Origin of the sequence: Bacillus sp. FSL M8-0063 (genome assembly GCF_038005545.1) — a bacterium.
Classification (GTDB): domain Bacteria; phylum Bacillota; class Bacilli; order Bacillales; family Bacillaceae_G; genus Bacillus_A; species Bacillus_A wiedmannii.
The window spans coordinates 1,511,537-1,536,182 of sequence record NZ_JBBOTJ010000001.1 but is presented as its reverse complement, the minus strand read 5'-3'; the positions used below and the strand labels follow the sequence as shown (position 1 = coordinate 1,536,182).

Annotated in this window: 26 protein-coding genes and 1 pseudogene; 6 read left to right on the top strand and 21 right to left on the bottom strand. The window is 34.1% G+C overall.

What is annotated here, in order from left to right; all coding sequences use genetic code 11:
- Positions 1-55: 55 nt before the first annotated feature.
- The 4 genes from MKX31_RS07755 to MKX31_RS07740 form a co-directional block, all read right to left on the bottom strand.
- Entirely contained in the window at positions 56-499 is a 444-nt protein-coding gene (locus MKX31_RS07755; protein WP_001205523.1) for a MarR family winged helix-turn-helix transcriptional regulator, read from the bottom strand.
- Between the two features lie 154 nt (positions 500-653).
- Positions 654-974, bottom strand: a complete 321-nt coding sequence (locus MKX31_RS07750) for a carboxymuconolactone decarboxylase family protein (RefSeq protein WP_064476358.1) — start codon at positions 972-974, stop codon at positions 654-656.
- An 8-nt stretch (positions 975-982) separates the two neighbouring features.
- Complete coding sequence (locus MKX31_RS07745) at positions 983-1,390, bottom strand: tautomerase family protein (protein WP_064476359.1); 408 nt, start codon at positions 1,388-1,390, stop codon at positions 983-985.
- Positions 1,391-1,431: 41 nt separating this feature from the next.
- Complete coding sequence (locus MKX31_RS07740; RefSeq protein ID WP_064476360.1) at positions 1,432-1,980, bottom strand: DUF4865 family protein; 549 nt, start codon at positions 1,978-1,980, stop codon at positions 1,432-1,434.
- A 120-nt stretch (positions 1,981-2,100) separates the two neighbouring features.
- Here MKX31_RS07740 and MKX31_RS07735 point away from each other — a divergent pair, with 120 nt between their 5' ends.
- Positions 2,101-2,889, top strand: a complete 789-nt coding sequence (locus MKX31_RS07735; protein ID WP_064476361.1) for a LysR family transcriptional regulator — start codon at positions 2,101-2,103, stop codon at positions 2,887-2,889.
- A 92-nt stretch (positions 2,890-2,981) separates the two neighbouring features.
- Here MKX31_RS07735 and MKX31_RS07730 read toward each other — a convergent pair whose 3' ends face one another.
- The 6 genes and pseudogenes from MKX31_RS07730 to MKX31_RS07705 all read right to left on the bottom strand — a co-directional run.
- Entirely contained in the window at positions 2,982-3,935 is a 954-nt protein-coding gene (locus MKX31_RS07730; RefSeq protein ID WP_064476679.1) for a branched-chain amino acid ABC transporter permease, read from the bottom strand.
- Positions 3,936-3,984: 49 nt separating this feature from the next.
- Entirely contained in the window at positions 3,985-4,845 is an 861-nt protein-coding gene (locus MKX31_RS07725) for a branched-chain amino acid ABC transporter permease (protein WP_149174105.1), read from the bottom strand.
- 21 nt (positions 4,846-4,866) lie between these two features.
- Positions 4,867-5,568 (bottom strand): branched-chain amino acid ABC transporter ATP-binding protein, encoded by a 702-nt coding sequence (locus tag MKX31_RS07720; RefSeq protein ID WP_064476363.1) that lies wholly within the window; start codon positions 5,566-5,568, stop codon positions 4,867-4,869.
- Positions 5,546-6,319 carry an ABC transporter ATP-binding protein gene (locus tag MKX31_RS07715; RefSeq protein WP_240368853.1) on the bottom strand — a complete coding sequence of 258 codons (774 nt, stop codon included), beginning with the start codon at positions 6,317-6,319 and terminating at the stop codon, positions 5,546-5,548. Before MKX31_RS07715 ends, MKX31_RS07720 begins: the two co-directional genes overlap by 23 nt.
- Positions 6,320-6,409: 90 nt before the next feature.
- Positions 6,410-7,627 carry a substrate-binding domain-containing protein gene (locus MKX31_RS07710; RefSeq protein ID WP_340980487.1) on the bottom strand — a complete coding sequence of 406 codons (1,218 nt, stop codon included), beginning with the start codon at positions 7,625-7,627 and terminating at the stop codon, positions 6,410-6,412.
- Positions 7,628-7,808: 181 nt separating this feature from the next.
- Positions 7,809-8,258 (bottom strand): annotated as a pseudogene (locus tag MKX31_RS07705) (3-oxoacyl-[acyl-carrier-protein] synthase III C-terminal domain-containing protein); the annotation flags it as partial.
- Positions 8,259-8,491: 233 nt separating this feature from the next.
- On the opposite strand from MKX31_RS07705, the gene MKX31_RS07700 reads away from it, so the two are divergent.
- Entirely contained in the window at positions 8,492-9,487 is a 996-nt protein-coding gene (locus MKX31_RS07700; RefSeq protein ID WP_149174108.1) for an S-layer homology domain-containing protein, read from the top strand.
- Positions 9,488-9,587: 100 nt separating this feature from the next.
- On the opposite strand, the gene MKX31_RS07695 is transcribed toward MKX31_RS07700, so the two are convergent.
- Positions 9,588-10,511, bottom strand: coding sequence for a CobW family GTP-binding protein (locus tag MKX31_RS07695; protein ID WP_064476367.1), 924 nt, complete (start codon positions 10,509-10,511; stop codon positions 9,588-9,590).
- A gap of 103 nt (positions 10,512-10,614) precedes the next feature.
- On the bottom strand, positions 10,615-12,051 hold the full coding sequence (locus tag MKX31_RS07690; RefSeq protein ID WP_340980485.1) for a flavin monoamine oxidase family protein: 1,437 nt from the start codon (positions 12,049-12,051) through the stop codon (positions 10,615-10,617).
- A gap of 201 nt (positions 12,052-12,252) precedes the next feature.
- On the opposite strand from MKX31_RS07690, the gene MKX31_RS07685 reads away from it, so the two are divergent.
- Positions 12,253-13,197 (top strand): L-lactate dehydrogenase, encoded by a 945-nt coding sequence (locus MKX31_RS07685; protein ID WP_064476369.1) that lies wholly within the window; start codon positions 12,253-12,255, stop codon positions 13,195-13,197.
- An 86-nt stretch (positions 13,198-13,283) separates the two neighbouring features.
- Here the strand turns inward: MKX31_RS07685 and MKX31_RS07680 are convergent, their stop codons facing one another.
- The 3 genes from MKX31_RS07680 to MKX31_RS07670 all read right to left on the bottom strand — a co-directional run bounded on the left by MKX31_RS07680 (position 13,284) and on the right by MKX31_RS07670 (position 16,326).
- Positions 13,284-14,297: an AI-2E family transporter gene (locus MKX31_RS07680; protein WP_064476370.1), complete on the bottom strand. Its 1,014-nt coding sequence runs from the start codon at positions 14,295-14,297 to the stop codon at positions 13,284-13,286.
- A 178-nt stretch (positions 14,298-14,475) separates the two neighbouring features.
- Entirely contained in the window at positions 14,476-16,086 is a 1,611-nt protein-coding gene (locus tag MKX31_RS07675; protein WP_098102317.1) for an amidase family protein, read from the bottom strand.
- A gap of 105 nt (positions 16,087-16,191) precedes the next feature.
- On the bottom strand, positions 16,192-16,326 hold the full coding sequence (locus MKX31_RS07670; RefSeq protein ID WP_258125885.1) for a hypothetical protein: 135 nt from the start codon (positions 16,324-16,326) through the stop codon (positions 16,192-16,194).
- Positions 16,327-16,510: 184 nt separating this feature from the next.
- On the opposite strand from MKX31_RS07670, the gene MKX31_RS07665 reads away from it, so the two are divergent.
- Positions 16,511-16,930 (top strand): GNAT family N-acetyltransferase, encoded by a 420-nt coding sequence (locus tag MKX31_RS07665; RefSeq protein WP_258125884.1) that lies wholly within the window; start codon positions 16,511-16,513, stop codon positions 16,928-16,930.
- 151 nt (positions 16,931-17,081) lie between these two features.
- On the opposite strand, the gene MKX31_RS07660 is transcribed toward MKX31_RS07665, so the two are convergent.
- The 4 genes from MKX31_RS07660 to MKX31_RS07645 form a co-directional block, all read right to left on the bottom strand.
- Positions 17,082-17,684, bottom strand: a complete 603-nt coding sequence (locus tag MKX31_RS07660; RefSeq protein WP_064476373.1) for a nitroreductase family protein — start codon at positions 17,682-17,684, stop codon at positions 17,082-17,084.
- Positions 17,685-17,741: 57 nt separating this feature from the next.
- Positions 17,742-18,392: a DsbA family oxidoreductase gene (locus tag MKX31_RS07655; RefSeq protein WP_000216675.1), complete on the bottom strand. Its 651-nt coding sequence runs from the start codon at positions 18,390-18,392 to the stop codon at positions 17,742-17,744.
- A gap of 70 nt (positions 18,393-18,462) precedes the next feature.
- Positions 18,463-18,894 carry an Rrf2 family transcriptional regulator gene (locus tag MKX31_RS07650; RefSeq protein WP_064476374.1) on the bottom strand — a complete coding sequence of 144 codons (432 nt, stop codon included), beginning with the start codon at positions 18,892-18,894 and terminating at the stop codon, positions 18,463-18,465.
- 120 nt (positions 18,895-19,014) lie between these two features.
- On the bottom strand, positions 19,015-19,884 hold the full coding sequence (locus MKX31_RS07645; protein ID WP_222661017.1) for a LysR family transcriptional regulator: 870 nt from the start codon (positions 19,882-19,884) through the stop codon (positions 19,015-19,017).
- Positions 19,885-19,981: 97 nt separating this feature from the next.
- On the opposite strand from MKX31_RS07645, the gene MKX31_RS07640 reads away from it, so the two are divergent.
- Both MKX31_RS07640 and MKX31_RS07635 read left to right on the top strand, forming a co-directional pair.
- The gene (locus MKX31_RS07640; protein ID WP_064476376.1) at positions 19,982-20,887 is read left to right on the top strand and encodes a DMT family transporter; all 906 of its coding nucleotides are present in this window, start codon (positions 19,982-19,984) and stop codon (positions 20,885-20,887) included.
- 122 nt (positions 20,888-21,009) lie between these two features.
- Positions 21,010-21,786 carry an alpha/beta fold hydrolase gene (locus MKX31_RS07635; RefSeq protein ID WP_222661015.1) on the top strand — a complete coding sequence of 259 codons (777 nt, stop codon included), beginning with the start codon at positions 21,010-21,012 and terminating at the stop codon, positions 21,784-21,786.
- Positions 21,787-21,909: 123 nt separating this feature from the next.
- Here the strand turns inward: MKX31_RS07635 and MKX31_RS07630 are convergent, their stop codons facing one another.
- Positions 21,910-22,530, bottom strand: coding sequence for a YcnI family copper-binding membrane protein (locus tag MKX31_RS07630; protein ID WP_064476378.1), 621 nt, complete (start codon positions 22,528-22,530; stop codon positions 21,910-21,912).
- 34 nt (positions 22,531-22,564) lie between these two features.
- Positions 22,565-24,214, bottom strand: a complete 1,650-nt coding sequence (locus MKX31_RS07625) for a copper resistance CopC/CopD family protein (protein WP_098102313.1) — start codon at positions 24,212-24,214, stop codon at positions 22,565-22,567.
- Positions 24,215-24,646 lie beyond the last annotated feature (432 nt).

Sequence of the window (24,646 nt, the reverse complement as noted above, 5' to 3'; positions counted from 1 at the left end):
TTCATATTCTTCAATTATTTTTCACTTGATTAGTCAATTGATAGTGTAAAAAAAATTACTCTTGCGGCAATTCTTTTTTTTCGCTATGCTTATGAACTTTCGTCATTAGCTCGTATAATATTTTCTGCTCTTCTTCATTTAATACATCATCAAAAAACGATGATTGAAATGCAAGTTGCTCTGGCAATGCTCTCTCTAAAGCTGCTTCCCCTTGCTCTGTAAGACTAATTGTTTTCGTTTTCCAATCTTGTTTTCGTACAATATATCCTTCTTTTTCAAGACGAGTTAACATTCGAGAAATACCGCCTTGTGTAACAGTTACCTTTTCAGCTAACTCCATTTGTGTGAGTGGCTGATACGTACGTATTTGCAAAAGCACATCAAATTGAGCTGTCGTTAAATCAAACCGTTTTAAAAACTCATTTGACATCTGATTACTTTGGTTCGTAAATCGTATTAAGCGTAACCATATTAATGACCCTATCGTATTATCACGCATGTTTGATCACTTCCTATCGTGAATCTTACTATCACTTTACTACGCAAGTGATAAAAAAGCAAGAGAAAAAGTGAAAAATAATCTCATTAGAGTATTGCATAAATAACGATAAGAAAGAATTCATATTTAAATGAATTCTTTCTTATCGTTATTCTTAACTTTCCATTTCATTCATTGCTATATTTAAAGCTCCCACTGCTTTGGGCCAACCAACATAAAAAGCCATATGTGTTATTAATGCGATCATTTCATTTTCTCCAATTCCATTTTGTTTGGCCAGTCGCAAATGAAATGGTAATTGTTCTGTATGACCAAGACTGATTAATACCGACACTGTACATAAACTTCTTTCTCTTAATGTTAAAGTGTCATCCCGCCACACTTCCTCGAACAATATCTCTTCACTATAATGAGCAAATGCAGGTGCCATTTCTTTCATTCTCTCTTGAATACAATATTTAATTGATTGATTCATTCATCATTTCACTCTCCCTTCACTTTTACCAATTGTGTCAATCCTTGACCAAATGACCAATTTTCAGCAGATGTCTCATTTAGCGTAATAAAAATATCTGCACTTTTTATACTAGAACATTCAGAAATCTTCAAGGATATCGACTGATATAGATTCATTTTCTGTTTTATCGTTCTTCCCGGTCCGCATGTAATAGAAACATAAATCATCTTCTCTGTTCTCTTTTCTCCTCTTTCTAATAAATAATATGGATTATATAAAAAGTGATTTTGTTGATAAGGTAAAAACATTTGAAAAAAATCATTTTCAAGGATGTTAAAATGTTCAATTAATGACAGATGAATACATTCACCTATCTTTTTCAACTCTTCTTTATTTAATATATTTTCATGATAATAAACGTTCACAAAAGGCATACATTTTCATTCCTTTTTCCTAATTTAACTTCAACAAGTTTTCATCGTGAAATGTGCAAAATCTCATATACTGTAACACCTTTATTTGTTACCATTTCAGGCTTTTCTTCATAAAAACTTAACTGACTATACCTCCATTTATCTGAATTATAAATCATTACATTTCCTAAACACTTTTCTATATTTTGTACACATTCATTCATAGTTTTTAATTGAGTCTCCCTCAGTGAATTACTTTGAGAAATACTCCCTACATATTCAACAGCATATTTACTTTTCTTAAAATCATCACTTAGATTAACAACTAATGGAACACCTATATTTATTTGTTGCCACCCAAAAGATTGTAAAATATTATCGTAATACCCTTCAAAGATAAATTTGTTCATTCCTTCATGGCCATTCCAAATATATAAAGGTGCATAACAGTTATAGAAATTCCCATCCTTACCTGTCTCAGTAATTAAATATGCTTTGAAATTCAATTCTTGAAAACCATCCGTTTTATATCCATTATCCTTTACCCTTTTTTTAATAATCTCTATGTCATAATCCTTTGGCAAAATGACCTTATATTGCATTCCAATCATGTTTATCACTCACTTTCAATCTTATATACACAATGATAAACCGATGATTGACTAACGTAAAATAGGTATAAATTATATTTGATATCATTTATAATGATATCAAATAAGGGGCTGTGATATATGGACATAAATGATCTTATTATATTCAAAACTGTAGCCAGCGAAGGTTCTATTAGTAAAGCTGCGAAAGAGTTAGGATATGTTCAACCGAACGTAACTGAGCGAATCAAAAAATTAGAACAAGAATTAGAAACGCCTTTACTACATAGAGATAACAAAGGAGTATCCTTGTTACCTTCTGGTGATATTTTATTAGACTACACGAATCAAATATTAACTCTAGTAGAAGAAGCGAAAGATAAAATTAAAACGAGTAGTTCTTCTTATATAATCGCGACGTCACAATCTATTTTGACTAATTATGTAAGTAAGCGCATTAAAGAAAATTTCAGGAATTATCAAATATATGTAGAAAATAGTAGTCATTTGCAAAAATTACTGCAACAACAAAAAGTTGATATGGTCATTACTTACGAGGATGATCCCGACGCAGCTTTTAAAAAAGTATTTACTGCTTCAATTTCTGTAGGCTTATTAAAAGCGAAAGAAACGCCTACCATTGACTATTCAAAGGAACTCTTCTTCGTTAGTAATGACAAAAGGTGCCCTTTTAGAAATAAGACAATACAATTTTTAAAAGAAAATAATTTATCTCAGCGTCAACTTCAACAATTAGATTCTTATTCGCTTATGGAAGAGTTTATTCAGGATGGAAAAGGAATAGCCTTTTTGCCGATTAGAAATGATACATTGGTACCAATTGAAGATTTTCCAATTGAGAAATTAGCTGTTCATTTTTTTACGAATCAACACTCTTTAAAACAAATCCCTGATGAACTATTTAATTAATAGAATAGCTATAAACTAATTACATACACCAATAAAAATCCCTCCTTTACGAATCTAAAAGAGGGATTTTCATATTCTATACAATTGATTTTTCACACATTTTGCTCCACTTCTGCACTTTTCTCCTTCTTATTCCGTTTCATATTCTTCAAACTCTTTACCGTTCCAACTAATCCTTTCGGGAAAACTAGCAAGACGATAATGTACAATAAACCAAGAATAATCGTCCATCGTTCAAAAATCGGATACGCTGTAGCTAGTTCTGATAAATAATATTTCAGTGATTCAATAATTCCAGCTCCAGCAATTGCTCCAATTAACGTTCCAACGCCTCCAATCATTGTCATCAATAATGCATTTAATGTCATTTCAATTGAAAATACAGTTGTATTAACAAAGCGTAGTGTGATAACAAATAAACCACCGCTAATCGTAGCAACTACTCCTGCAACAATACTAGCAATAATTTTATAATGAAGAACTTTATATCCTAATGCTTCAACACGTTGTTCATTTTGTGAAATTGCCTTTAATACTTTTCCGATAGAAGATTTTGTGAAAAGACGTAACAGAATAAAAATGACAATTAAACATATAAGTGTTACATAATAAAACGTAAAACGATCACGGAATAAGTCTGGTACACCAAATGTAAAACCGTCCCCTCCGTGAGTGAGCCCACGCCATTTTTCAGCAAGTACGAAAAACAACTGTGAAATAGCAAGTGTTAACATTGCATAAAAATGACTTTTCAGTCGTAACGAAAGCAAACCGATTATATAACTAACAATTGCTGAAATGATAATTGCAGCTACTAGCCCTATTAAAAAGTTCGTTATGGATACTCCTTGCCGATCAAATAAAAGTGCTACGCCATATGCCCCTATTCCAAAGAACATACAATGACCGAATGATACAATTCCTGTATATCCAAGCAATACATCAAAACTCATTGCAAAAATAGCAAAGATGAAGATTTGAGTGAACAAAATTAACAAGCTCCGTGAATCATTTACGAATGGAAATACACTTAAACAAATGAGCATACATACTCCGAAGTATACTTTAATTCGATTTGAAGTGCTGTTCACCATTTCACCCCTTTTCACTAACAAGTCCATTTGGCTTCACGATTAAGAAAAATAGTAACATTAACATATTGATTGCAAGTGAGAAATCCGGCATAAAATACGCTGTAAAAGCACCAGCTAATCCGACAATTAAAGATGCGATTGCTGAACCTTGTACGCTTCCTAATCCTCCAATTATTACTACTATGAAAGCTAAAATCGCATACTGCATACCCATCTCGGCGAAAATAACTCCTGAATACGGCGCTAATAAGAAGCCTCCCAACGCTGCCATCCCTGCTCCTAATAAAAAGACGAAAGAAAATATCGCTTTTACGTTAATACCGAGCGCTTGAACCATTTCTTTATCCATTACACCTGCGCGGATCATTAGACCTATCTTTGTTTTTTTAAGCAATAATAGTAAGGCAATATAAATGATGATCCCAATTAAAATTACGAATAGACGATATTTAATTAATATAATACCTTCAAATGTATAACTACCTTGTAACCATAACGGTAATTTAGCACCAATTGGATTTGGCCCCCAAAATACTTTAATACATTCACTAAGTACAAGCATTCCTCCAAGCGTCACAAGAAGCTGGCGAACATGATTTCCATATACCGGTCTAATAAGGAATCTTTCTAAAATGAATCCAAGAAACATTCCCATAGCAATTGCTCCAATTAACGCTAATACATAACTACCTGTCATATTAAATAGCCAAACACCTGTAAACGCTCCCCAGGCAAATAAACCACCATGTGCGAAGTTTAGAACGCTCATTAAACCGAAAATCAGTGAAAGACCTGATGCTAATAAAAAAATGAGCATCCCTGTTGAAATCCCATTTACAAATAAATTGATTAACACATCCATCCTTCTCACCTCGGATTCATGTTAAGAGATTCCTAAATATTTGTGACACATTTCCTTATCCTCTTTTAATTCATGCATAAAACCGTTATGAACAATTTTTCCGTTATCCATAATATAAAAGTAATCACCAATTTGACTAGCCATCATAAAGTTTTGTTCAACGAGTAAAACGGTTGTTTTCTTCTTCATTTTCAAAATGGCTATCATTAATTTTTCTATCATAATAGGGGACAAGCCTTTACTCGGCTCATCGATAAGTAATAAACCATCACTATTAATAAATGCTCTTGAAATTGCTAGCATTTGCTTTTGTCCTCCGCTTAATAGTCCGCTTTTTTTGTGCCAAAACTGCTTTAAATCTGGAAATAGTTCAAGCATCCACTCAATTTTCTCTTCCGCTTCTTCTCCCTTACCCCTAGCAAGAGCGAATGTTTCTTCTACTGTCAAATCGTGAAAAATACCTTGATTTTCTGGTACATACCCTATTCCTTTTCTTGAAATTAAATGTGTAGATAATCCATTTACTTGTGTACTATCATAATAAATTTCACCATGTGCGATATGGTGAAATCCCATAACCGAACGTAATGTCGTCGTCTTCCCTGCCCCATTTCTTCCAAACAGTACAGTAATCGTTCCTTTCTCAACAGCAAGAGATACGCCTTGTAAAATATGAAACTGATCTAAATACGTCTCTATATTATTCACTTGTAATAGTGCCACTATATAATCCCCCTAAATAAGCACTTTGTACACGCTCATCTTTCATAATCTCTTCGGGCAAACCTTCAGCCAATAGCTCTCCATGGAATAAAACGATAAGATGGTCTGACAAATCTAGTACCATATCCATTTTGTGTTCAATTAGTACAATTGTACTCTCTGGATGTTTCTTAATATTTTCAATCACTTGTAAAATAGCCGGTACTTCCTCAACTGATATACCTGCCGTCGGCTCATCAAGTAGTAACACATCTGTTTTTAAAGCTAATAACATTGCAAGCTCTAACTTTCGTTTTTCTCCATGCGCTAAATCTTTCGCTAATACATGTTCTTTTTCCTGAAGTAATACAGTTTTTAAGACACGTCTCGCCTCTCCCACTTGTTGCTTAAATTTTGCCGAACTCGGAAAAAAACTATAGTAATCTTGCACAAATGATTGAACACTTAAACGAACATTTTCAAGTACCGTTAACTCTGGGAATATATTTGTAAGTTGAAAAGAACGACCAATTCCTAATCGAGTTCGATCCGAAATTGATAATTTTGTAATCTCTCGTCCTTTAAAATATACTTCCCCCTTTGTTGGAGAAATTTGTCCACTTAGTAAATTAAATAACGTTGTCTTTCCTGCACCATTAGGTCCAATAATGGAAATGAGCTTTCCTTTTTGTACTGTTACATTCACATCTTTAATAACATGATGCTCGCCAAAAGATACGCAAAGATTTTTCGTTTCTAGCAAATGTGTCACGAAATCCCTCCTTTTAAAGCTTTAAGTACAAAAGAAATACGTATAAAGAGGGCGTCCCCCTCTTTATACAAAATCAACGGAAAATTCAGTTTATTTATTTTGAACTGGTGGTTCTGTCTCTTTCATCGTTAATTCTCGCTCTAATACTGGCACCGGATAGTCAACACCATCTTGCTTTTTCAATTTGATAGAATACAGTGTCTGCATCGCTTGGTGATCCTTTTCTCTAAACTTCATCTTTCCTTTCGGTGTATCAAATTCCATTCCTTCCATTTTCTTAATCAATGTATCTACATCTGTATCACCTTTTGTTTTCTTTAAAGCTTCTACAATAGAAATTGCCGCTGACATTCCACCCGCTGTAAATAAATCTGGCACCGCACCATTAAATCGTTTTTTATGTTCTTCAACTAACCAATCATTCACCTTATTTTTCGGAAGTGTATGATAATAAACAGAAAAACCTTGCATTCCTACTAACGCATCCATCGTTTTTAATGCCGGTATATCTGGTGCACCTGTAGAAATTTTAATACCTTGTGCTTCCACATTCATATCTTTTAACTGTTTCCAAGGTGAGTTTGCCCCTGCCCAAACGATAAATAAATAATCTGGTTTTGAGCTAATGATATTTTGAATATTTGCAGTGAAGTCAGTCGAATTTGTATCTGCATATTGCTCGTTTACAATATTCGCACCTAATTTCTTCGCTCCAGCTTTAAACGCTGCAATCCCTTCACGGCCAAATGCATTATCCGGGGCAAACGTCGCAATCTTTATATCTTTTTTTGCAATTGCAGCTGCTCCTGCAATCGCATCTTGCGAAGAGCTTCTTCCTGTTCTAAAAACATATTTATTCCAATTCTTTCCGGTAATACTATCAGCAACTGCCGGTTCTACAACCATTATTTTTTCATATTCTTCAGCTAGTGGTAAAACCGCTAATGTATCACTTGAACTAGACGATCCGACTAAAAAATCCACTTTCTCTTCTTCTAATAATTTCGTAGCTTTTTTAACTGCTACCTCTGCTTTCGTTTCCGTATTTTCTACAACAAACTTAATCTTCTTCCCTTCCACTTTCCCCGTTCCATCCGTCGCATAGTCTAACCCTAATTCAAATCCATTCACTGTTTGTTTTCCATATGATTCTAATGGACCTGTTAATGAAGCAAGAACCCCTACCTTAATCGTCTTTTCATCCTCAGTACTTGTTTTCTTTCCTGAACAAGCTGCCGTTATTAATAACGAACCTAACACACAACCAGTAGCCACCATTCTTAGCCATTTACGTTTTTTTATCGACATTGTGATCCTCCCCATACTTTACTTTCTGATAGAGTCAAACACGCCAAAGTTACCCATCCGTAATTATGACTTTTCCTTTGAATCATACAAACACAGCTGTTTGAAAAATTTAATGAAGTACCTTTACATTCGCCGCCTCTTTCCAAATACCTCCATTTATCATATATTCATCTAGTATTTTTCACCACCTAATTACAGTCGCTGCCCATGTATACCCAGTCCCGGCACTAACTACTACTGCAATATCTCCGGCCTGTAATTTTCCCTGTTCATTTGCAAAGTGAAGACCAATGCAAGGATCAAGCGCTGACATATGTCCATAATGATCTAAATATACAACTTGTTCTTCTTCTAGCCCTAGTCCCTGTATCAATTCTATTAACATGGAACGTTTTGTATGCAGTGGTAACAATACTTTAATATCTTTAGGAGTACATCCACTTTTTCTTAACGCCTCCCTAATAACCTTGTCAAAATTAGGGATTGAAACCCGGTCTAGACGTTCTTTCATACTATTAGGATCTATTACATCAATATAATGTTGTCGATTCTCAACTGTATCATAGCTCGCAACCTGCTTCGATCCACCAGCTGGAATACGAACATCGTCATGAAATGAACCATCTGTTAATTTATCAGAATTTTATAGCATATCCCTAATCAAAATGAATAAACGCCCCCGTCAGTTAACCTTTTTGCACTCCCCTCCTTCTTATAACACCACATATATTTAAACAACATTACGAAGGTAAATCCATATTTTACAAAAACAAAATATGCTAATATAATAGATAAGTGATTATCACTTAAAAGGAACTGATATAAGTGAGAAGATATTGTTTTACATACTTAGGAGGAATCATAATGAATTTTAAACATGTACTTGCAACAGGCTTAATTACCGCCACACTATTTGGTGCAACGAATGCTCATGCACAAACTGAACATTTCATTGATGTACCAAAGGAACATTGGTCTAAAGATTCGATTAACTACTTAACTGAACAAAAGGTCATTAGTGGCTATGGCAACGGAAAATTTGGATTTGGGGACAATGTAACTCGTGGGCAAGTAGCTGCGATTATTTCAAGATACTTAAAATTAGAAAATACTGGATCTACAATTAAACATTTCTCTGATATTCATGGGCATATGTTTGAAAACAATATTAAAGCAGTTGCTCAAAAAGGACTCATGACAGGGGACAATAGCACTGACAAGTTTAGACCAGACGATACATTAACTCGATACGAAATGGCTGTTATCTTACAAAAAGCGTTTCATCTACCTGTAAAAACAAACGACCTTTTCTATGATGTTCCAAATAATTTTTGGGCAACAGACTCTGTTCGTTCATTGTATAGTAATGGAATTACAAAAGGAATTGGAAACTATCGATACGGCGGAGAAATGAATGTAACAAGAGAACAATTTGCAACGTTTATGTATAACGCAATTAATGTAAACCCTTATTTTGTTCCTGATTCTATTCCTGCGAAAGATGAGGATAAGTATAAAGAAATTGAGAATATACTGATTGATTCTGGATTTTTAAAAACAGATTATAACTATGTATATACTAAAACTGGTCGAACATATGATGGCATTATGTATTTTAATTTTTCTCCCTATGATGACAGCGCATATAGAATGTCTATTCATAGTGATGATCCTGTATTAAACGAGCCGGTGAAAAAAATCCTAAATACACTACTACCAACTAAAGCAGATTATCTGTATAGTCTAATTAAAAATCCTACTACAAGCTCTCGAACAATAAAATTAGATGGTCGCAAAATTGAATTTAGTAGAGACTCTAGTACTAGTGTAAATGTTTATCTTGGAAAACAAAAATACTAAAAGAGTGACTATTTAACATGAATACAAGTAGCTCTCATAAGAAATAAAAAGGCTGCCCCACAAGTCGGTTTCAACGACTTGTGGGGCAGCTCCTTTAATCTTAATTAGAATTAAGTTCCACTTTCTCTAATCCTTTAGCCAATTGTTTCTTATCTAGCCCTTCTCCTATTACTACCAAGTTCGTTGGGAAACCGAAGTCTTGTTCCAATAAAGTCGGTACCCCGAACGAATATTGGAATAGGTGCGGGTATTTATCTCCATGGAATTTCACAAATCCTTTTACGCGATAAATACTATCTGGTACATTCGAAAGCCATTCGTATAATTTATCTTGATCAATCGATTTCGTAAATTGATACGTCATCGTTTGTATATGTAAATGCTGTTTGACATGTAGTGTCTCATGTTCCCCATCATTCGTAAATTCAGCTTCTTCTATGTCTTCTAAAGATATATTACAATATTTTGTTTCAAACAATTTCGCATGATTGTTTATTGCTTTCACTTCTTCAATTACTTTGTTCTTATCCGCATCTGTTAGTAAATCTGATTTATTAATTAAAATGTGGCTACCAAACTTCAGTTGCTCATGCAGTAATTGCTGAACGTTTGCACTTAATACTCTTCGATTTAACCATCTTACTGCATCTAAAACGACTACAATTGATTTCACTTCTAAGAAAGGTGCTAAAATGGGTGATACACATGCATCTAACACTTCAATTGGATGTGCAACACCTGTCGTTTCTATATAAATGACATCTGGTCTTTCTTGCTGATATAACGAGTGTAATTGTATTTCAAGCTCTTCTTTTAGCGTACAACAAATACATCCTTTCAGAAGTTCTCTTAACACATTTTCTTTTCCAATAATATCCGTATCTACCGAGTATTCACCAATTTCATTCATTAATACTGCAACTTTTCTATTCTTCTTTTTCTCCGCTAACAATAAATTTTGTAATAATGTTGATTTTCCGCTACCTAAAAAGCCACCTAATATATGAATTTCTACTTTTTTCATTTGATCGACCATCCATTTCTTTATTTCAAACGTATTCAAAGCGTAATAATTACGATTTATATTTATTATTTTATTAAAAGAATTGTGATTTGTAAATATATCTTCACTGTTCGTTTACTTCATAAGCAACTCTAATTCCAGACTCTATTGCTCCTTGCATCCATCCATGCGTTAATGTCGTATGCTCTCCTGCAAAGTGTACTTTGCCAGCTGGCGGCGTAATATACGGAAATAACTCTAACTCTTGGCCTGGTTCGAAAGCTGTAAATGCGCCGCAAGAATATGAATTTTGACTCCAGCTAAAAGATGTTCCAGTAACAAACTCACTATAGACGATGTCACCGTATATTTCCGCTAAATTTTTCAATGCGTAACGAATACGATCTCTTTGCGGGAGACTATCCCATGTTAACGCCTCATCTGCCCACGTATAACTCGCTAAAACGATAGCTGCCCCTTGTGTATGAATACCATAACTCGGATAATATGTAAATCGTATAGGTAAATCTGTAATAGATTTTCCACCACATTGTCTCGCTTTCTCCCAAAATCTACTTTTAAATTCTATCGCAATTTTAGTTGCAGCAATATAATTTAATTCACGAATTGCTCGTCTTTTAAAATAAGAGAATAAATGATATGGCTGAACTTCTACAAATCGTAACGCTGAAAATGGAATTGTGATAATAGCAATGTCGCCTGTTACCATAAATGGATGTGACGTTTGTTCATTTGTTACTTGCATCATCACTTTATTATCTTCCTGTATAATTTTTTCTACTTTATAAGACATAAAAATATTATCTTTTAACTTCGGTAAAAATGAATTTGGTAATGTATCCATTCCGCCCGTTACCTCATAATATTTTGTCGTTGAAGTAAAAAAGATCATTTCACGTAATGCTTCAATTAAAGACATTCCCATATATGCTTCCATATCTAGAAGTACCCCAATCATATCTATTGCTCCATCTGAATAATACTCACTTAAAAATGATCCGAGTGAATATGTTTTATACTTTTTTTCAACGATGATCCAGTTTTTATTAGGATCTTTTTTTATAAAATTAAGTATTGGTTCTAATACTACTAACATTAACTCTTCTGCCGTTTTTCCATTTTCGTTCTCTAAAATTGGATATCCAAGTATACTTGGATTTTTTTCAAACACATTCAATCTCGTTTTAATATTATTCGTATAAATAATATCTGAAGCGGTTTTATTTATAAAAAGATTTAACGGTAATTTAAATTTACGAATGTAAGCTAAAGTTAACTCGTGCGTTTCAGGAATTCGCATTGGCCCTGCATTAAAATATAAGCCTCTGCTAAACGGTTCACGGATCGTATATATTCTTCCGCCTATTCGGTTATTCGCTTCTAAAATTGTTATGCTATGCCCTGATTCTTTCAATAACGAGGCTGCAACTAATCCTGAAATTCCTGCACCAGCAATAATAATTTGCTTTGGATTCTTCGTTTTTACGAGTCCCACATTAATAATATGAAGCATTCTTTCCATCGTTAATGGCTGCATCATGCCCTTTTCCCCTTCGATAAAGGATTTTATTGCATTATATTCGGTTCACTTACTTCCTATGTTTCGTGCACGAAATTGCACGGATACATTTTCAAAAACTTGAATATCTTTTATAAAATGTAATAAACTAGATATGAATCTATAGAAGTAAGACGTATTATCTTACATAATAAAATCAATGAAATTGCGAGGAATTTTGAAATGAAAAAGGGTATTAACCGTGTAGTATTAGTAGGAACAGGAGCAGTTGGATGTAGTTATGCTTACTGTATGATTAACCAAGCTGTAGCTGAAGAATTTGTTTTAGTTGATGTAAACGAGGCAAAAGCTGAAGGAGAAGCAATGGATTTAAGTCATGCTGTTCCTTTTGCACCAGCTCCAACTAGAGTATGGAAAGGTAGCTACGAAGATTGTAAAGATGCTGACCTTGTAGTCATTACGGCTGGATTACCACAAAAACCAGGCGAAACACGTTTAGATTTAGTTGAGAAAAACGCGAAAATCTTTAAACAAATCGTTCGTAGTATTATGGATAGCGGATTTGATGGTATCTTCTTAATCGCAACTAACCCTGTCGATATTTTAACTTACGTAACTTGGAAAGAATCTGGTTTACCAAAAGAACGCGTAATCGGTTCTGGTACAACGCTTGATTCTGCTCGTTTCCGCTATATGTTAGGTGAGTATTTCGATATTGGTCCACACAACATTCATGCTTATATTATCGGAGAACATGGTGATACGGAACTTCCTGTTTGGAGTCACGTATCAATTGGTATTCAAAAACTACAAACGCTTCTTGATAAAGACAACACATACACGCAAGAAGATTTAGACAAAATCTTCATAAACGTTCGTGACGCAGCTTACCATATTATTGAGCGAAAAGGTGCAACTTACTATGGTATTGGTATGTCACTTCTACGTGTTACAAAGGCGATTTTAAACGACGAAAATAGCGTATTAACAGTATCAGCTTACTTAGAAGGTCAATATGGTCAAAAAGATGTTTATATCGGTGTACCTGCTGTATTAAATCGCGGCGGTGTTCGTGAAATTTTAGAAGTGGAATTAAGTGAAGAAGAAGAATTAAAATTCGATCACTCTGTTCAAGTTTTGAAAGAAACAATGGCTCCTGTTCTGTAATCGTGTATGCAAAAAAGCAATCCAATTTATTTTGGATTGCTTTTTTTGATTGCTCCTTAAAAACATCAGTTATTTTCTATCTTTTCCTATTTTTTAAACTGTTCCTCATTGTTTACATCAAGTACATCTAATAAAAAGATAAAGATTGGTATCCCTATAATAAGCCCCCATATTCCAAGGAAATGTTCTGAGAAGATGAGAATCATAAATGTATAAAAGATTGGTAAATTCGTTTTCGCAGACATGAATTTTGGGTTTAAAAAATAACTTTCAAGAGCATGGATTACTGTAATGAACACAAGTATGTACACAACGTACATTACTCCGCCTACGTTATAAGCAATAATACAAAGTGGAAACAAGGAAATGATAACACCAGCAACTGGAATCAAACCGAGTAGAAAGACCATGACGGCCAATACAAGAAGCTGCGGAAATCCTAAAATCACAAGTGCAATTACAGTGAGTACACAATTGACAACCGCAATTAAAAACTGTGCTTCAATTACTTTACCGAACGATCTTGCAAACCTTTCACCAAAATATGCAATCTCCTCATAAAAAACCTTCAGACTACTATCTTTAAATTTCGAAGTAAATGATATTATGCGTTCTTTTTCTAATAAGAAAAATAAACTTAAAATAAGAGAAAGTAGTATTTGCAAACTGACTTTTCCTATATTTGCAATCGATTGATATATGACATCTACACCTTGTTCTACATATTTTGATACTTCCATCCCATTAATTGTTGAAAGTGCATATTTAATGATTTCATTATCAGGTGGATTTTGAAAAAACAACCTAAACTGATAAATCAATTGGGAAATTTGTATCGTTAGCACAGGTAAATATTTATATAATGTTGTGCCGATAAAAGTAACTAATATTATATACAAACATGCGATAACAATTTTCCGATTCACTTTCAATTTCTTTGAAATAAAACGTTGAAACCGATCCATTAAAAATGTCAGTATGAACGTAATTAATATTAAATTGATCATACTTTTTAATCCATATAATACAAGCGCTACTATTATTAAAACGAGAAACCGTTGGAACCCTCTACTTCGAAAGAAATTTTTCACTTCATTCATTAAAATTTAACCTCCCCCTTCAATGGATGGAAATTGAATATATTACATTTTATGAACTTCTATAGACAATCTTTCTTACTAATTGAGAAGAATCCTTTTTTTCTTTTTATATTGTTAGATTCTTTTCATATTAGCCCACCAACATATTTCAGTGGAGCTCTATTTTTCGTTTATCCTTTTACAGTTTTGGTGATTTTCTATTTTTAGACTGCTGCTCATACGCATATCCCATATTGAACAGTTCCTTTTCACCAAATTGCTTCCCGACAAACACTGCACCTACCGGCTCTCCATTGTTATCATATCCTGCTGGCACCGCTAATTCTGGATAGCCAGCTACAGCTGATAGAAGAACTTCTTCGTTGTTAATCATAACTAAAGCATCCAAACCTTTTTCTACTAAATATCTATCTAGCTCTTTTCTTGCATTTTCTTGACTCGATCGCACTATTTTTTCAAACTCATCTTTCGTTATAGCAGATTTTTCAGATCCCTCAATTAATGTTTGTCCGTATTTTATTCGTCTATTACTATCCTTTTTATTAAACGCTATAATCTCTTCTAGCGATTTTACCGGCACATTTTTTTGCTGTGAAAGATAATCCTTAACATTATGTTTGAACTCATATTCTAATGTTTGTAGATTATCTACACCCTCAGCGTTTAACTGAATATCATCAGTCAATATTGCACCTGCATCTTGAAGGTCTTTTCTAATTTTTTCTGCTACTTCTTTTCTATTTTCATCTTGTCGATCTATTGAAAAAAGAACTCCTATTTTTTTCCCTTTCAATCCATCTATCGATAAATCCTTCGCATAATCAACTCTTTCTTTATCTTTCATTTTTTCTGTCATAGCATCTTTTTCATCATAACTTACCATTATGCTAAATAACGTTGCCGCATCCCTCAGTGTTCTTGCCATCGGCCCTGCTGTATCAAGTGTTTCAGCTAACGGAATAATGCCAGATCTACTCACCATACCTAGTGATGGACGTAACCCAACTACTGATTGTTGCGTCGCGGGTGCTACAATTGACCCAGTCGTTTCCGTCCCGATTGCAAGTGGTGCAAAATCTGCCGCAACTACTGTAGCAGATCCAGAACTTGATCCCGATGTATCAAACGTAATCGGACCGTATGGATTCAAATTTTGTCCTTTTTTCCCGCTATATCCGCTAGGCATTGTAAAGGATAAATAATTTGCCCACTCAGACATATTCGCTTTCCCTAAAACAAAAGCACCTTCTTCTTTCAACTTCTTCACGATTGTCGCATCTTTATCTGCAATCCAATCTTTTAACACATACGTGCCCGCACTTGTCGGCATCACCTTTTCTGTTTGTACATTATCTTTTACGATAACCGGCATACCGTATAAGTTCGATTTCTTATTTGAAGACCTTTCTTTATCTAACTTTCGCGCTTCTTCCATTGCATTTGGATTAATCTCTGTAACAGCATTTAATGATATTCCATTTTGGTCATGTTCTTGTATTCTAAAAAGATAAATACTCGTTAATTCTTCATATGATAATTTTCCATCATCAATCATTTTTTGAAGCTCGTTCACAGTCGCATTTACAACCTCTTTTTCTTTTATCTTTACTTTATCTATGTTGATTCCTTTCAGCTGATTATGTATCGGTTTTAACACTCTATCTTTATCATATACGATACGCTCAGGTTCCTTTGGAAAATAATTTTTATACACGTAATATCCTCCGGCACATGCCAATAGGACAATACCCCCAGCAATTGACAGCGTTATCTTTACCCACTTTTTCATGCTGTTTCCTCCGCTCTAAAAGTTGCTAAATTGTATTGAAAAAGAGAGTTATCCTTATAACCCTCTCTTATTAAAATGCTAAATGAAAAAATGAAGAATTTCAATTTAATTCATTCTTTTTTGCATTTGCTTCACTAATAATTCCTTCACTTGATTATACGTTAATCCTGAATCTTTATTTAAACGTTTTACTTCCTCAACATTAGTACCTACCACTGTATATTTTTTCTCATCATTCATTTTTCCACTTCCCTTTCTACTGCATTATTTCTTATATTTTTCCCCTAAACTCTTATAAATTAACACAAATATAAATAAGGAAACTGTACGAAACTCAATAGGTGAAGGCAATTACGTAAGAGGAAAAGACAAAAAAATGTCGAATTTATATACTTGTTGAATTTAAGGACTTGGAGGATATATTTTGAATACATATGAGTTTAAACATAACATTCCAACTCTACAAGAGTATAAATATTTGTGTGATTCTGTTGGTTGGTCTAATTATATGAATTTTGAAGTGGCGGAAACTTCACTGAAGCATTCTATTCAATGCATCACAGTCAAAGATAATGAACAAATTATCGGCATGGGAAGAATTGTCGGCGATGGATCTATCTATTTCTATATTCAAGATATAGTAGTTCATCCAGATTATCAGAAACATGGTATCGGGAAAGAAATCATGTATCGTTTAGCTGCATACTTACATGAGAATGCCCCTGATAAGGCGTTTGTCGGTTTATTTGCATCACAAGGTAAAGAATCGTTCTATGAAAAATTTGATTTTAAGGATTACTCACCACACATGACGGGGATGTTTACTGTCATTACAAAACAATAAACATAACAGATTTTTAATTGTACGGAAAAACTTCAATTCATATGAAGGAAATCGTTCTTGCAGTAAGAGTTTAACATTGCATACGAAAGGAGAGTACATATATGGCTAATATGTACTCTCCTTTTATTTAACTTTTTATACATTAAATTTCTTAATAAAATTTCACTACATCTTCAGTAGGTAAGAAAGTTCTTTCTCCTGGTTGTTCATTTGGCTCACCAAATGGCATTTGTCCTACTAAACTCCACTCTGCTGGAATGTTCCAAGTTTCTTTCACTTCAGCATCTACGATTGGATTGTAATGTTGTAATGATGCACCAATTCCTTCAGCCGATAATAACATCCATACAGTATGTTGTAACATTGCATTTCCTTGATGAGACCAGAATGGGAACTGATCTTTATATAATGGTGCATTTTCTTGCATTTTTTCTACTGTTGCTTGATTTTCAAAGAATAACACAGTCCCAACACCTGTATGGAAACCTTTTAATCTTTCTACAGTCGCTTCAAAGTTTTCTGCTGGTACGCGAGCTCTTAGTGTTTCTTTAACAATATCCCAAAACTTTTCATGCTCTCCATCCATTAATACAACCATACGACCACTTTGCATATTGAAAGATGTTGGTGCGTGTAACGCTGTTTTTAAAACTTCTTCAATTCTTTCTTTCGTAATTGCATCGTTTTTTGTTACTTTACGAATAGAACGACGGTTCACAATTGCTTCTTTTAAGTTTGTTGTAGTTGCTGACATTTTAATTCCTCCAAATATTTGTTTTATAATTTATTTTGTTATTTCATAACAAGCGAATTAGCAATATCCATCTGTATTACATTGCATACCTTCAAATGAATTTGTTTTATCCTTTTCAATTTCTTTATCAATGACTCTTTGTAGCGTTTCTTTACTAGCTAGCCCTTGAATGACTTCATCTCCAATCATGACAGTTGGAACAGCCATAATATTCGCTTCATCATATGCATGCTGAATTGCTTCTTGATGCTTTTCTTTATATTTACGAGTTACTAACGCATCTTTAAATTCAGCTTCAGGAAGACCTACTTCTACCGCTAATTTTGTTAAAACATCAATATCTTCAATGTTTTGCTCTTCTTGGAAAAATGCTGTGAATACGCGGTGATGATACTCATTTCCTAGTCCACGTTCTTTCGCAAATTGACACCCTTCGAAAGCTAAATGTGTATATGGATGCGGAGAAACACGTGGCAAACGCATATCGATTCCTAACTTCTTCGCAGTTGGAAGAATAAAAGCATCCCATGAGCCTAATTTTTCTGGCTCATTCCATGGATCTATTTTTGAATATGGACTTGGACGTAATTCAAATGGCATCCATTCAATTTCTACATCTTTCTCTTTCGCTACTTCATCTAATGGACCTTTTGCTAAAAAACAAAATGGACATATAAAATCTGAGTATACTTTCATTTTTACAGTCATACTTTTACACCTTACCTTTATAGTTGTAATCAAATCAGTTACATTGATAACAAAAAAATATAAATATGATTTAAGCATTCATTTTTTCTTGCAAAATTTCAAACAAATGCCCCATCGTAATATTTCTCAAAACTTCTTCCATCGCGGATTGCGCTTGTATTAATATAACTTCTAACACCGCTTGAATATTTGCTCCAATTGGACAATCTGGATTTGGTTGCTCGTGAATATGAAATAGTTTGTCTTCTTCGACTACATTTACTGCATAGTATACATCTAACAATGTGATTTCATGTAAATCCTTTAATAATCCCGCACCACCTGGACCGCGATTTACATATACAAAACCAGCTTGTTTCAAGTACGACATAATTTTACGAATGACTACTGGATTTGTGTTTACACTTTCAGCTATATAGTCTGAAGTACAAAGTGAAGATGGATTGTTTTTCAAAATAGATAAAATATGAACAGCTATAGAAAAGCGGCTACTAATTTTCATCGTGATCACCACCCTGATGTAATCATTATAGTTACAACGAAAAGATAAGTCAATCCTTTTCATAGATTTTTTATAAGCAAATAAAAAAGTGTCCCATTATGATATATGAGACACCTCTTTTTATTCTGCAAATAGCGCTTGAAATTCTTCAATAAATAGCTGCACAGCGATTGAGGAATCCTTTAATAAAGGAACAGCTAAAGCAATTTCTCTCCATACTTGTGGTTCCAATTCTCTCGTTTGCACATTCTGTGGTAAATTCGTTAAAGATAATTCGGCTAATATTGCAATACCTAGCCCTTCTTGAATCATGTTTAAAGCTGTAGTAACGGTTGATATTACATACTCAGCCCGAAGTGGTACGTTTGCTTGTTTAAACATATCAATAATGGGTGGTTCGTATCCACCCTTACATAATATGATCGGTTCATTCTCTAAATCACTAATTGTAATAGAGTCCTTCTTACAAAGAGGATGATCATCTCTTAAGATAGCAACCATTTTCCCCTTCGTTAATGGGACAATCTCCATCTCTTTATTAGGCAAAATAACAATTCCTATATCAACAACCCTCGATACTAACCAATCTTCAACTTCTTTAATCGTTCCTTCACAAAGAACGACTTCTAAGTTCGGATACTTCTCCTTAAAAAGGTTTATCATTTTGGGTAAGAAATGTGCAGAGGCACTCGGAAAACTCCCAATTCGAATCGTCCCAACTTCGTGTCCTTTCTCCATCGCAACTTCTTGCTCAATTTTCTCTACACCGTTCAAAATCTCTCTAATATGCACAAGAATTCTGTTTCCTACATCCGTCACGATTAGCCCTTTTCGTTTATCACGTATAAGAATCATAACTCCTAACTCTGACTCAATACTTGAAATTGCATGACTTACAGCTGGCTGCGTCATATTTAACACCCGAGCAGCCTTCGTAAAACTACCTAACTCAACAGTTTTTATTAATACTTGCAGTTGTGTAATGGTCATAACTAATCACTTATACTCCCCATAAAAAAGATTCATTTTATTTATTACAGTCGATATCATATCATAGTGAAATGAATAACAACAAGGAGGTCTTACCGTGACACAGCTTTCTCGAACTAAGACGGCCATAATCCTTACCTTTCTCGTTTTCATGTGGGGAATCAATTGGCCTTTATCTAAGTTTGCCCTGCATTATACACCACCCGTTTTATTTGCAGGCGTTCGAACTTTAATTGGAGGATTCATTTTACTCCTTTTCGCATTACCGAAATACAAAGAGTTACACTTAAAAGAAACTTGGCATTTATACGTTATTTCTTCTTTACTTAACATCATTATATTTTACGGATTACAAACTGTAGGCCTTCAATATATGCCCGCTGGGTTATTTTCCGCCATTGTATTTCTACAACCTGTTTTACTCGGCATTTTCTCATGGATTTGGCTTGAAGAATCTATGTACGGCTTAAAAATTTTTGGGCTTGTTCTTGGATTTATTGGCGTGGGTGTCATTAGCTCTAGTAGTTTAACTGGACATATTTCTATTATCGGAATCCTTCTCGCGATAGGATGCGCGATTGGCTGGGCACTTGGAACAGTATTTATTAAGAAGACTGGGCACCGCGTTAATTCCATTTGGATGGTAACACTTCAGCTCATTATTGGCGGGCTTTGCTTAATTGGATTTGGTTCAGAGTTTGAAAGCTGGTCTAGTATCGCTTGGAGTATACCATTTGTTAGCGTACTACTCTTTATTTCATTCTTTGTTATTGCAATGGGATGGCTTGCATACTTTACTCTTGTTGGAGCTGGTGAAGCAAGTAAAGTTGGGGCTTATACATTTCTTATTCCATTAATCGCTATTATTGTAAGTTCAATTTTCTTACATGAGGCCATTACTATTAGCTTATTCATCGGACTATTATTTATTGTGGTAAGTATTTGTTTCGTAAATATAAAGCCAAAAACGCTTACTGTAGGGCAGCAAGTTGAAGTGAAATAAATATAAGAAAGAGCCTACTATTTGTAGGCTCTTTCTTATTGTATGATAATACTTAAGTAATAAAAATATTACTTCTACTATACATGGATGAACTAACAATTCTAATCATAAGGGGGAATTATATGGTTTTACAGTATAAAGAATTTGGAGATTCAAGCTCTTCACTTATGGTTTTTATTCATGGGGGCGGAGTCAGTGGATGGATGTGGGACAAGCAAATTAAACATTTTACTAACTTTCACTGCCTTGTTCCTGATTTACCTGAGCAAGGAAAAAACAGAAGTAAAGATCATTTCTCAATAAACTTTAGTGCTGAAAAAATCATAGAACTAATTGAAGAAAAAGGACAAGGGAAGACTGTTATAGTAATTGGGTTTTCATTAGGCGCTCAAGTATTAATTGCTATGCTAAGCATGAAACCAAACTTAATTCAATATGCTATGGTCAATAGCGCATTAGTTAAACCAATTCCTTTCGCTAAAACATTAATAAGCTCTCTTAGCTTAACCTACTTCTTAATAAAGAGTAAGAGATTTTCCAAAATACAAGCAAAATCAATGTACATAGATGAAACACAGCTTGATAACTATTATCATGACAGTTGTCAAATAAACAAAAATACATTTGTAAGGATATTAGAAGAAAATATGTCGTTTACAATACAAAAAAGTTTCAAAGATGCTAATAGTAATATATTAGTAACTGTTGGAGACAAAGAAAAAAGAATTATGAAGGACTCAATGACTGAAATCCTTGAAAATAATACGAATTGCACAGGTATTATCATTCCTGAAATTGGTCATGTAATCTCTTTAGCAAATCCCATACTATTTAATACTATAATTGAAAACTGGCTCGAACATGATATCCTGCCGGAAGACTTCATAATCGTCAATTAAATTCCAGACATCGATAAACTTCATTATAGAGTGGCTATAATAGTGCCGATATCCTCATTCCTTCTAATCCATAGACCTAATAAAAAAGGTCTCATTATTTACGATGAGACCTTTCAATCTTACTTACCTTTTACGACGTACTACAAAAACACACGCACCAACCGACGATACAATCGCCAAAATAGATAAGACAATCGCTATTACTTGCATATTACTAGTGCCTTCATTCTTTTCTACACTAGACACTTCACCATGTTCTCCTGTTAATGACGTACCTTTTGCAATTGTAGTAAGTGAATGTGGTTTTTCAGCTTTTTCATCGCCTGTCCATTCAACAATTTCTCCATCTTTATATTGTTGATATGCATCCCAAGCTATTTTTTGTTCTTTATCAGGGTTTTTAGCGACGAAAGTAAATCGCTGGAACTGACCAGGTAAAATCCCTTCTCCTGTTGCTTCCCATACTACAGTTTTAACTTTTCCGGCATTATCTTTCTGCTCTTCCACTTTCCATCCTGGCACTGGTTCATACTGTTGGAACTCTACTCCAGACGGTATTTTTAATGTAACTTTTGTCGTTGCTACATTCTTCTCAACTGGTACTTTTATCGTGTAAGTCTCCCAAGAATTAACGTCCGAAGCTTCTGGTTTCACAGTGACGTGCGCACTAACAGGTAACGAAAAAATCCCCATTGCAATTATTGTTGCGATCATTGTTGTGCCAAATTTTTTTATACGTTTCATTTTCTATTCGCTCCTTTTTATCTATACCTTCTCTTTACCTGCCGCCTACTATAAATTTATAATCCGCATCAAAGCTATCAAGAGATTTTGTTAATCCGTGCACTTTTATATTCCAGTTTCCTATCATATTAATATACATACCTTCCGCTTCATATTCTCCTGGTGAAACGGCCGAAACTTTAAATGAACCTTTTCCCATGTTCATATCCAATGATTGCGTAGTTAAAATAAGTTGCTCCATATCGGTAACAGGTTGTCCGTTCTCATCCTTTAAAGTAATATGGAATGTATTTTGTCCTACTTTATTAGGACTTACATGTAAAGTAAGTTCATACCCATTATCTAATTGCTTACTCTCTGTAAAAGGTCCCGTAGGAGGCATCGGTGGTGTTTGTACGTTTGTCATAAAAGCTACGATGACGAAAATGATAATTCCAATGATAAACTCTACTTTCACCGTAGCGCCTAATCGTTGCTCCGCTCTCATTTTCCCTTTCACATAATGAACAATTCCCAATATCCCCATGAAAATGAATAAAAGTATCTTTGCTAATAAAGCTAATCCATACTTCGTATCAAATAACGAATGGATTGTTGGAATAAAGAATGTACTGTTAAAAAGACCTGTTATTAAAATCACGATGACAGCACCTGTTGCCCACGGTGAAAAACGCTTAATCATATCCCAATACATATTCCACTTATCATCCTCTTTACGTAAAAGAAGAATAATGGATGATAGACCACCAATCCATAATGAAGCTGCGAATAAATGTAAAAAATCCATAACGACAGCAATATCTTTAAACCTCAAACCATATGCATGGCTATTAAAGGCTTTCATAACAAGTATCCCGATAAACAATACTATTGGAATGCTCCATACTTTAAACGATGACAGCTTCTCGCGCTTCATCGCAAAATACGTAACGATTATAAGCAAACTAATAAGAGCCATTTGAGTGAGCCATACGTAACTAAAAACAGAAAGTTGTAACGTTTCTTTTAATAGTAAAGGATGGAATGCTTCTAACCATGAAACATCAGCATTTATTTTCGCTTGCAGTGGTAGAGTGAATAGTAAGCTAATGAATATGCCAATTAATGAGATCCATATTATTTTTTTACTTCTTGACCGAACCGAGGTTGCATTCCCTTTATACATAATAAGATTAAAGAATAGCACGCCTATAAATAGTGAGAAACTTGTATATAGAATTCCACGTTCCATAATCATATCTATTTGCGGGACATACCCCATCTCTTCTACTTGTATATCGTCTGCTCCCGCTTCTGCTGATCCAATTCGGAACGGAATAACCCCTTGAATAGGATGCCCGTCAGCAGAAATCACTTTCCACTGAATAGAGTAGAGTCCGTTTTTCAAATTTTCTTTTAACCCTGCTTCTAATATTTTTTTATTTTTCTTATCGATATAAGCATCTTTTAGATCTACTCTTGTACCTGAGGTATCTCTTACAAACAATGTATTAAAATGTGAAACTTGTATATCCTCATCGAATTCAATTTTCACAACAGCTGGTGCTTTCTTCAACGTTTCATTTTCAGCAGGGTTTGATTTCACAATGTACGCATGAGCAGATGCACTTTTCGGTATTGCTATGATAAGCACGCATGCAATTAATAACCATGCCCCTAACCTTCTCATTACTTTCACAATCATTTCACTTCTTTCTTCCTCATCGCTCTATTTTCATTACATCTACTTCCCAAGTCGATTACTTGAAGAAATATTAACCTGATTAAATATAAACTTCTATACAGTAGAACTCTTTATTTCTCTCTCACCTCTAAACTTCTAATAAAATAGTAACTATCTTCATAGATACAACTTACATTTTTAAAGTCGATTGTTATTATATCATAAAATATATTTATGTAAGTTCCTGAAGAAGAAAAGTTATCGTGAATCATTTGTGAAGAAAATGTGAAATACATAAATAAAAAGGTGTTACGTTATTACGTAACACCTTTTCGTAAAAACATATAGTACTACTGCGATACCGCTATCCCCAAAACACTTCTTTAAGTCTCTCCATGATAGAGGGCTCCCTTTATATCGCTACTTCTATATCATCGTTTTAATTATAATTAA

What these genes read in the sequence shown, in the direction of transcription:
- MKX31_RS07660 (WP_064476373.1), bottom strand. Translation starts at nt 17,684, where the DNA reads ATGTCAGCAACTACAACAAACTTAAAAGAAGCAATTGTGAACCGTCGT.
- MKX31_RS07700 (WP_149174108.1), top strand. Translation starts at nt 8,492, where the DNA reads ATGAATTTTAAACATGTACTTGCAACAGGCTTAATTACCGCCACACTA.
- MKX31_RS07730 (WP_064476679.1), bottom strand. Translation starts at nt 3,935, where the DNA reads ATGCTCATTTGTTTAAGTGTATTTCCATTCGTAAATGATTCACGGAGC.
- MKX31_RS07675 (WP_098102317.1), bottom strand. Translation starts at nt 16,086, where the DNA reads ATGAAAAAGTGGGTAAAGATAACGCTGTCAATTGCTGGGGGTATTGTC.
- MKX31_RS07645 (WP_222661017.1), bottom strand. Translation starts at nt 19,884, where the DNA reads ATGACCATTACACAACTGCAAGTATTAATAAAAACTGTTGAGTTAGGT.
- MKX31_RS07735 (WP_064476361.1), top strand. Translation starts at nt 2,101, where the DNA reads ATGGACATAAATGATCTTATTATATTCAAAACTGTAGCCAGCGAAGGT.
- MKX31_RS07670 (WP_258125885.1), bottom strand. Translation starts at nt 16,326, where the DNA reads ATGAATGATGAGAAAAAATATACAGTGGTAGGTACTAATGTTGAGGAA.
- MKX31_RS07625 (WP_098102313.1), bottom strand. Translation starts at nt 24,214, where the DNA reads ATGATTGTGAAAGTAATGAGAAGGTTAGGGGCATGGTTATTAATTGCA.
- MKX31_RS07690 (WP_340980485.1), bottom strand. Translation starts at nt 12,051, where the DNA reads ATGATGCAGCCATTAACGATGGAAAGAATGCTTCATATTATTAATGTG.
- MKX31_RS07725 (WP_149174105.1), bottom strand. Translation starts at nt 4,845, where the DNA reads ATGGATGTGTTAATCAATTTATTTGTAAATGGGATTTCAACAGGGATG.
- MKX31_RS07695 (WP_064476367.1), bottom strand. Translation starts at nt 10,511, where the DNA reads ATGAAAAAAGTAGAAATTCATATATTAGGTGGCTTTTTAGGTAGCGGA.
- MKX31_RS07750 (WP_064476358.1), bottom strand. Translation starts at nt 974, where the DNA reads ATGAATCAATCAATTAAATATTGTATTCAAGAGAGAATGAAAGAAATG.
- MKX31_RS07745 (WP_064476359.1), bottom strand. Translation starts at nt 1,390, where the DNA reads ATGCCTTTTGTGAACGTTTATTATCATGAAAATATATTAAATAAAGAA.
- MKX31_RS07685 (WP_064476369.1), top strand. Translation starts at nt 12,253, where the DNA reads ATGAAAAAGGGTATTAACCGTGTAGTATTAGTAGGAACAGGAGCAGTT.
- MKX31_RS07710 (WP_340980487.1), bottom strand. Translation starts at nt 7,627, where the DNA reads ATGTCGATAAAAAAACGTAAATGGCTAAGAATGGTGGCTACTGGTTGT.
- MKX31_RS07740 (WP_064476360.1), bottom strand. Translation starts at nt 1,980, where the DNA reads ATGATTGGAATGCAATATAAGGTCATTTTGCCAAAGGATTATGACATA.
- MKX31_RS07755 (WP_001205523.1), bottom strand. Translation starts at nt 499, where the DNA reads ATGCGTGATAATACGATAGGGTCATTAATATGGTTACGCTTAATACGA.
- MKX31_RS07655 (WP_000216675.1), bottom strand. Translation starts at nt 18,392, where the DNA reads ATGACTGTAAAAATGAAAGTATACTCAGATTTTATATGTCCATTTTGT.
- MKX31_RS07680 (WP_064476370.1), bottom strand. Translation starts at nt 14,297, where the DNA reads ATGAATGAAGTGAAAAATTTCTTTCGAAGTAGAGGGTTCCAACGGTTT.
- MKX31_RS07630 (WP_064476378.1), bottom strand. Translation starts at nt 22,530, where the DNA reads ATGAAACGTATAAAAAAATTTGGCACAACAATGATCGCAACAATAATT.
- MKX31_RS07650 (WP_064476374.1), bottom strand. Translation starts at nt 18,894, where the DNA reads ATGAAAATTAGTAGCCGCTTTTCTATAGCTGTTCATATTTTATCTATT.
- MKX31_RS07635 (WP_222661015.1), top strand. Translation starts at nt 21,010, where the DNA reads ATGGTTTTACAGTATAAAGAATTTGGAGATTCAAGCTCTTCACTTATG.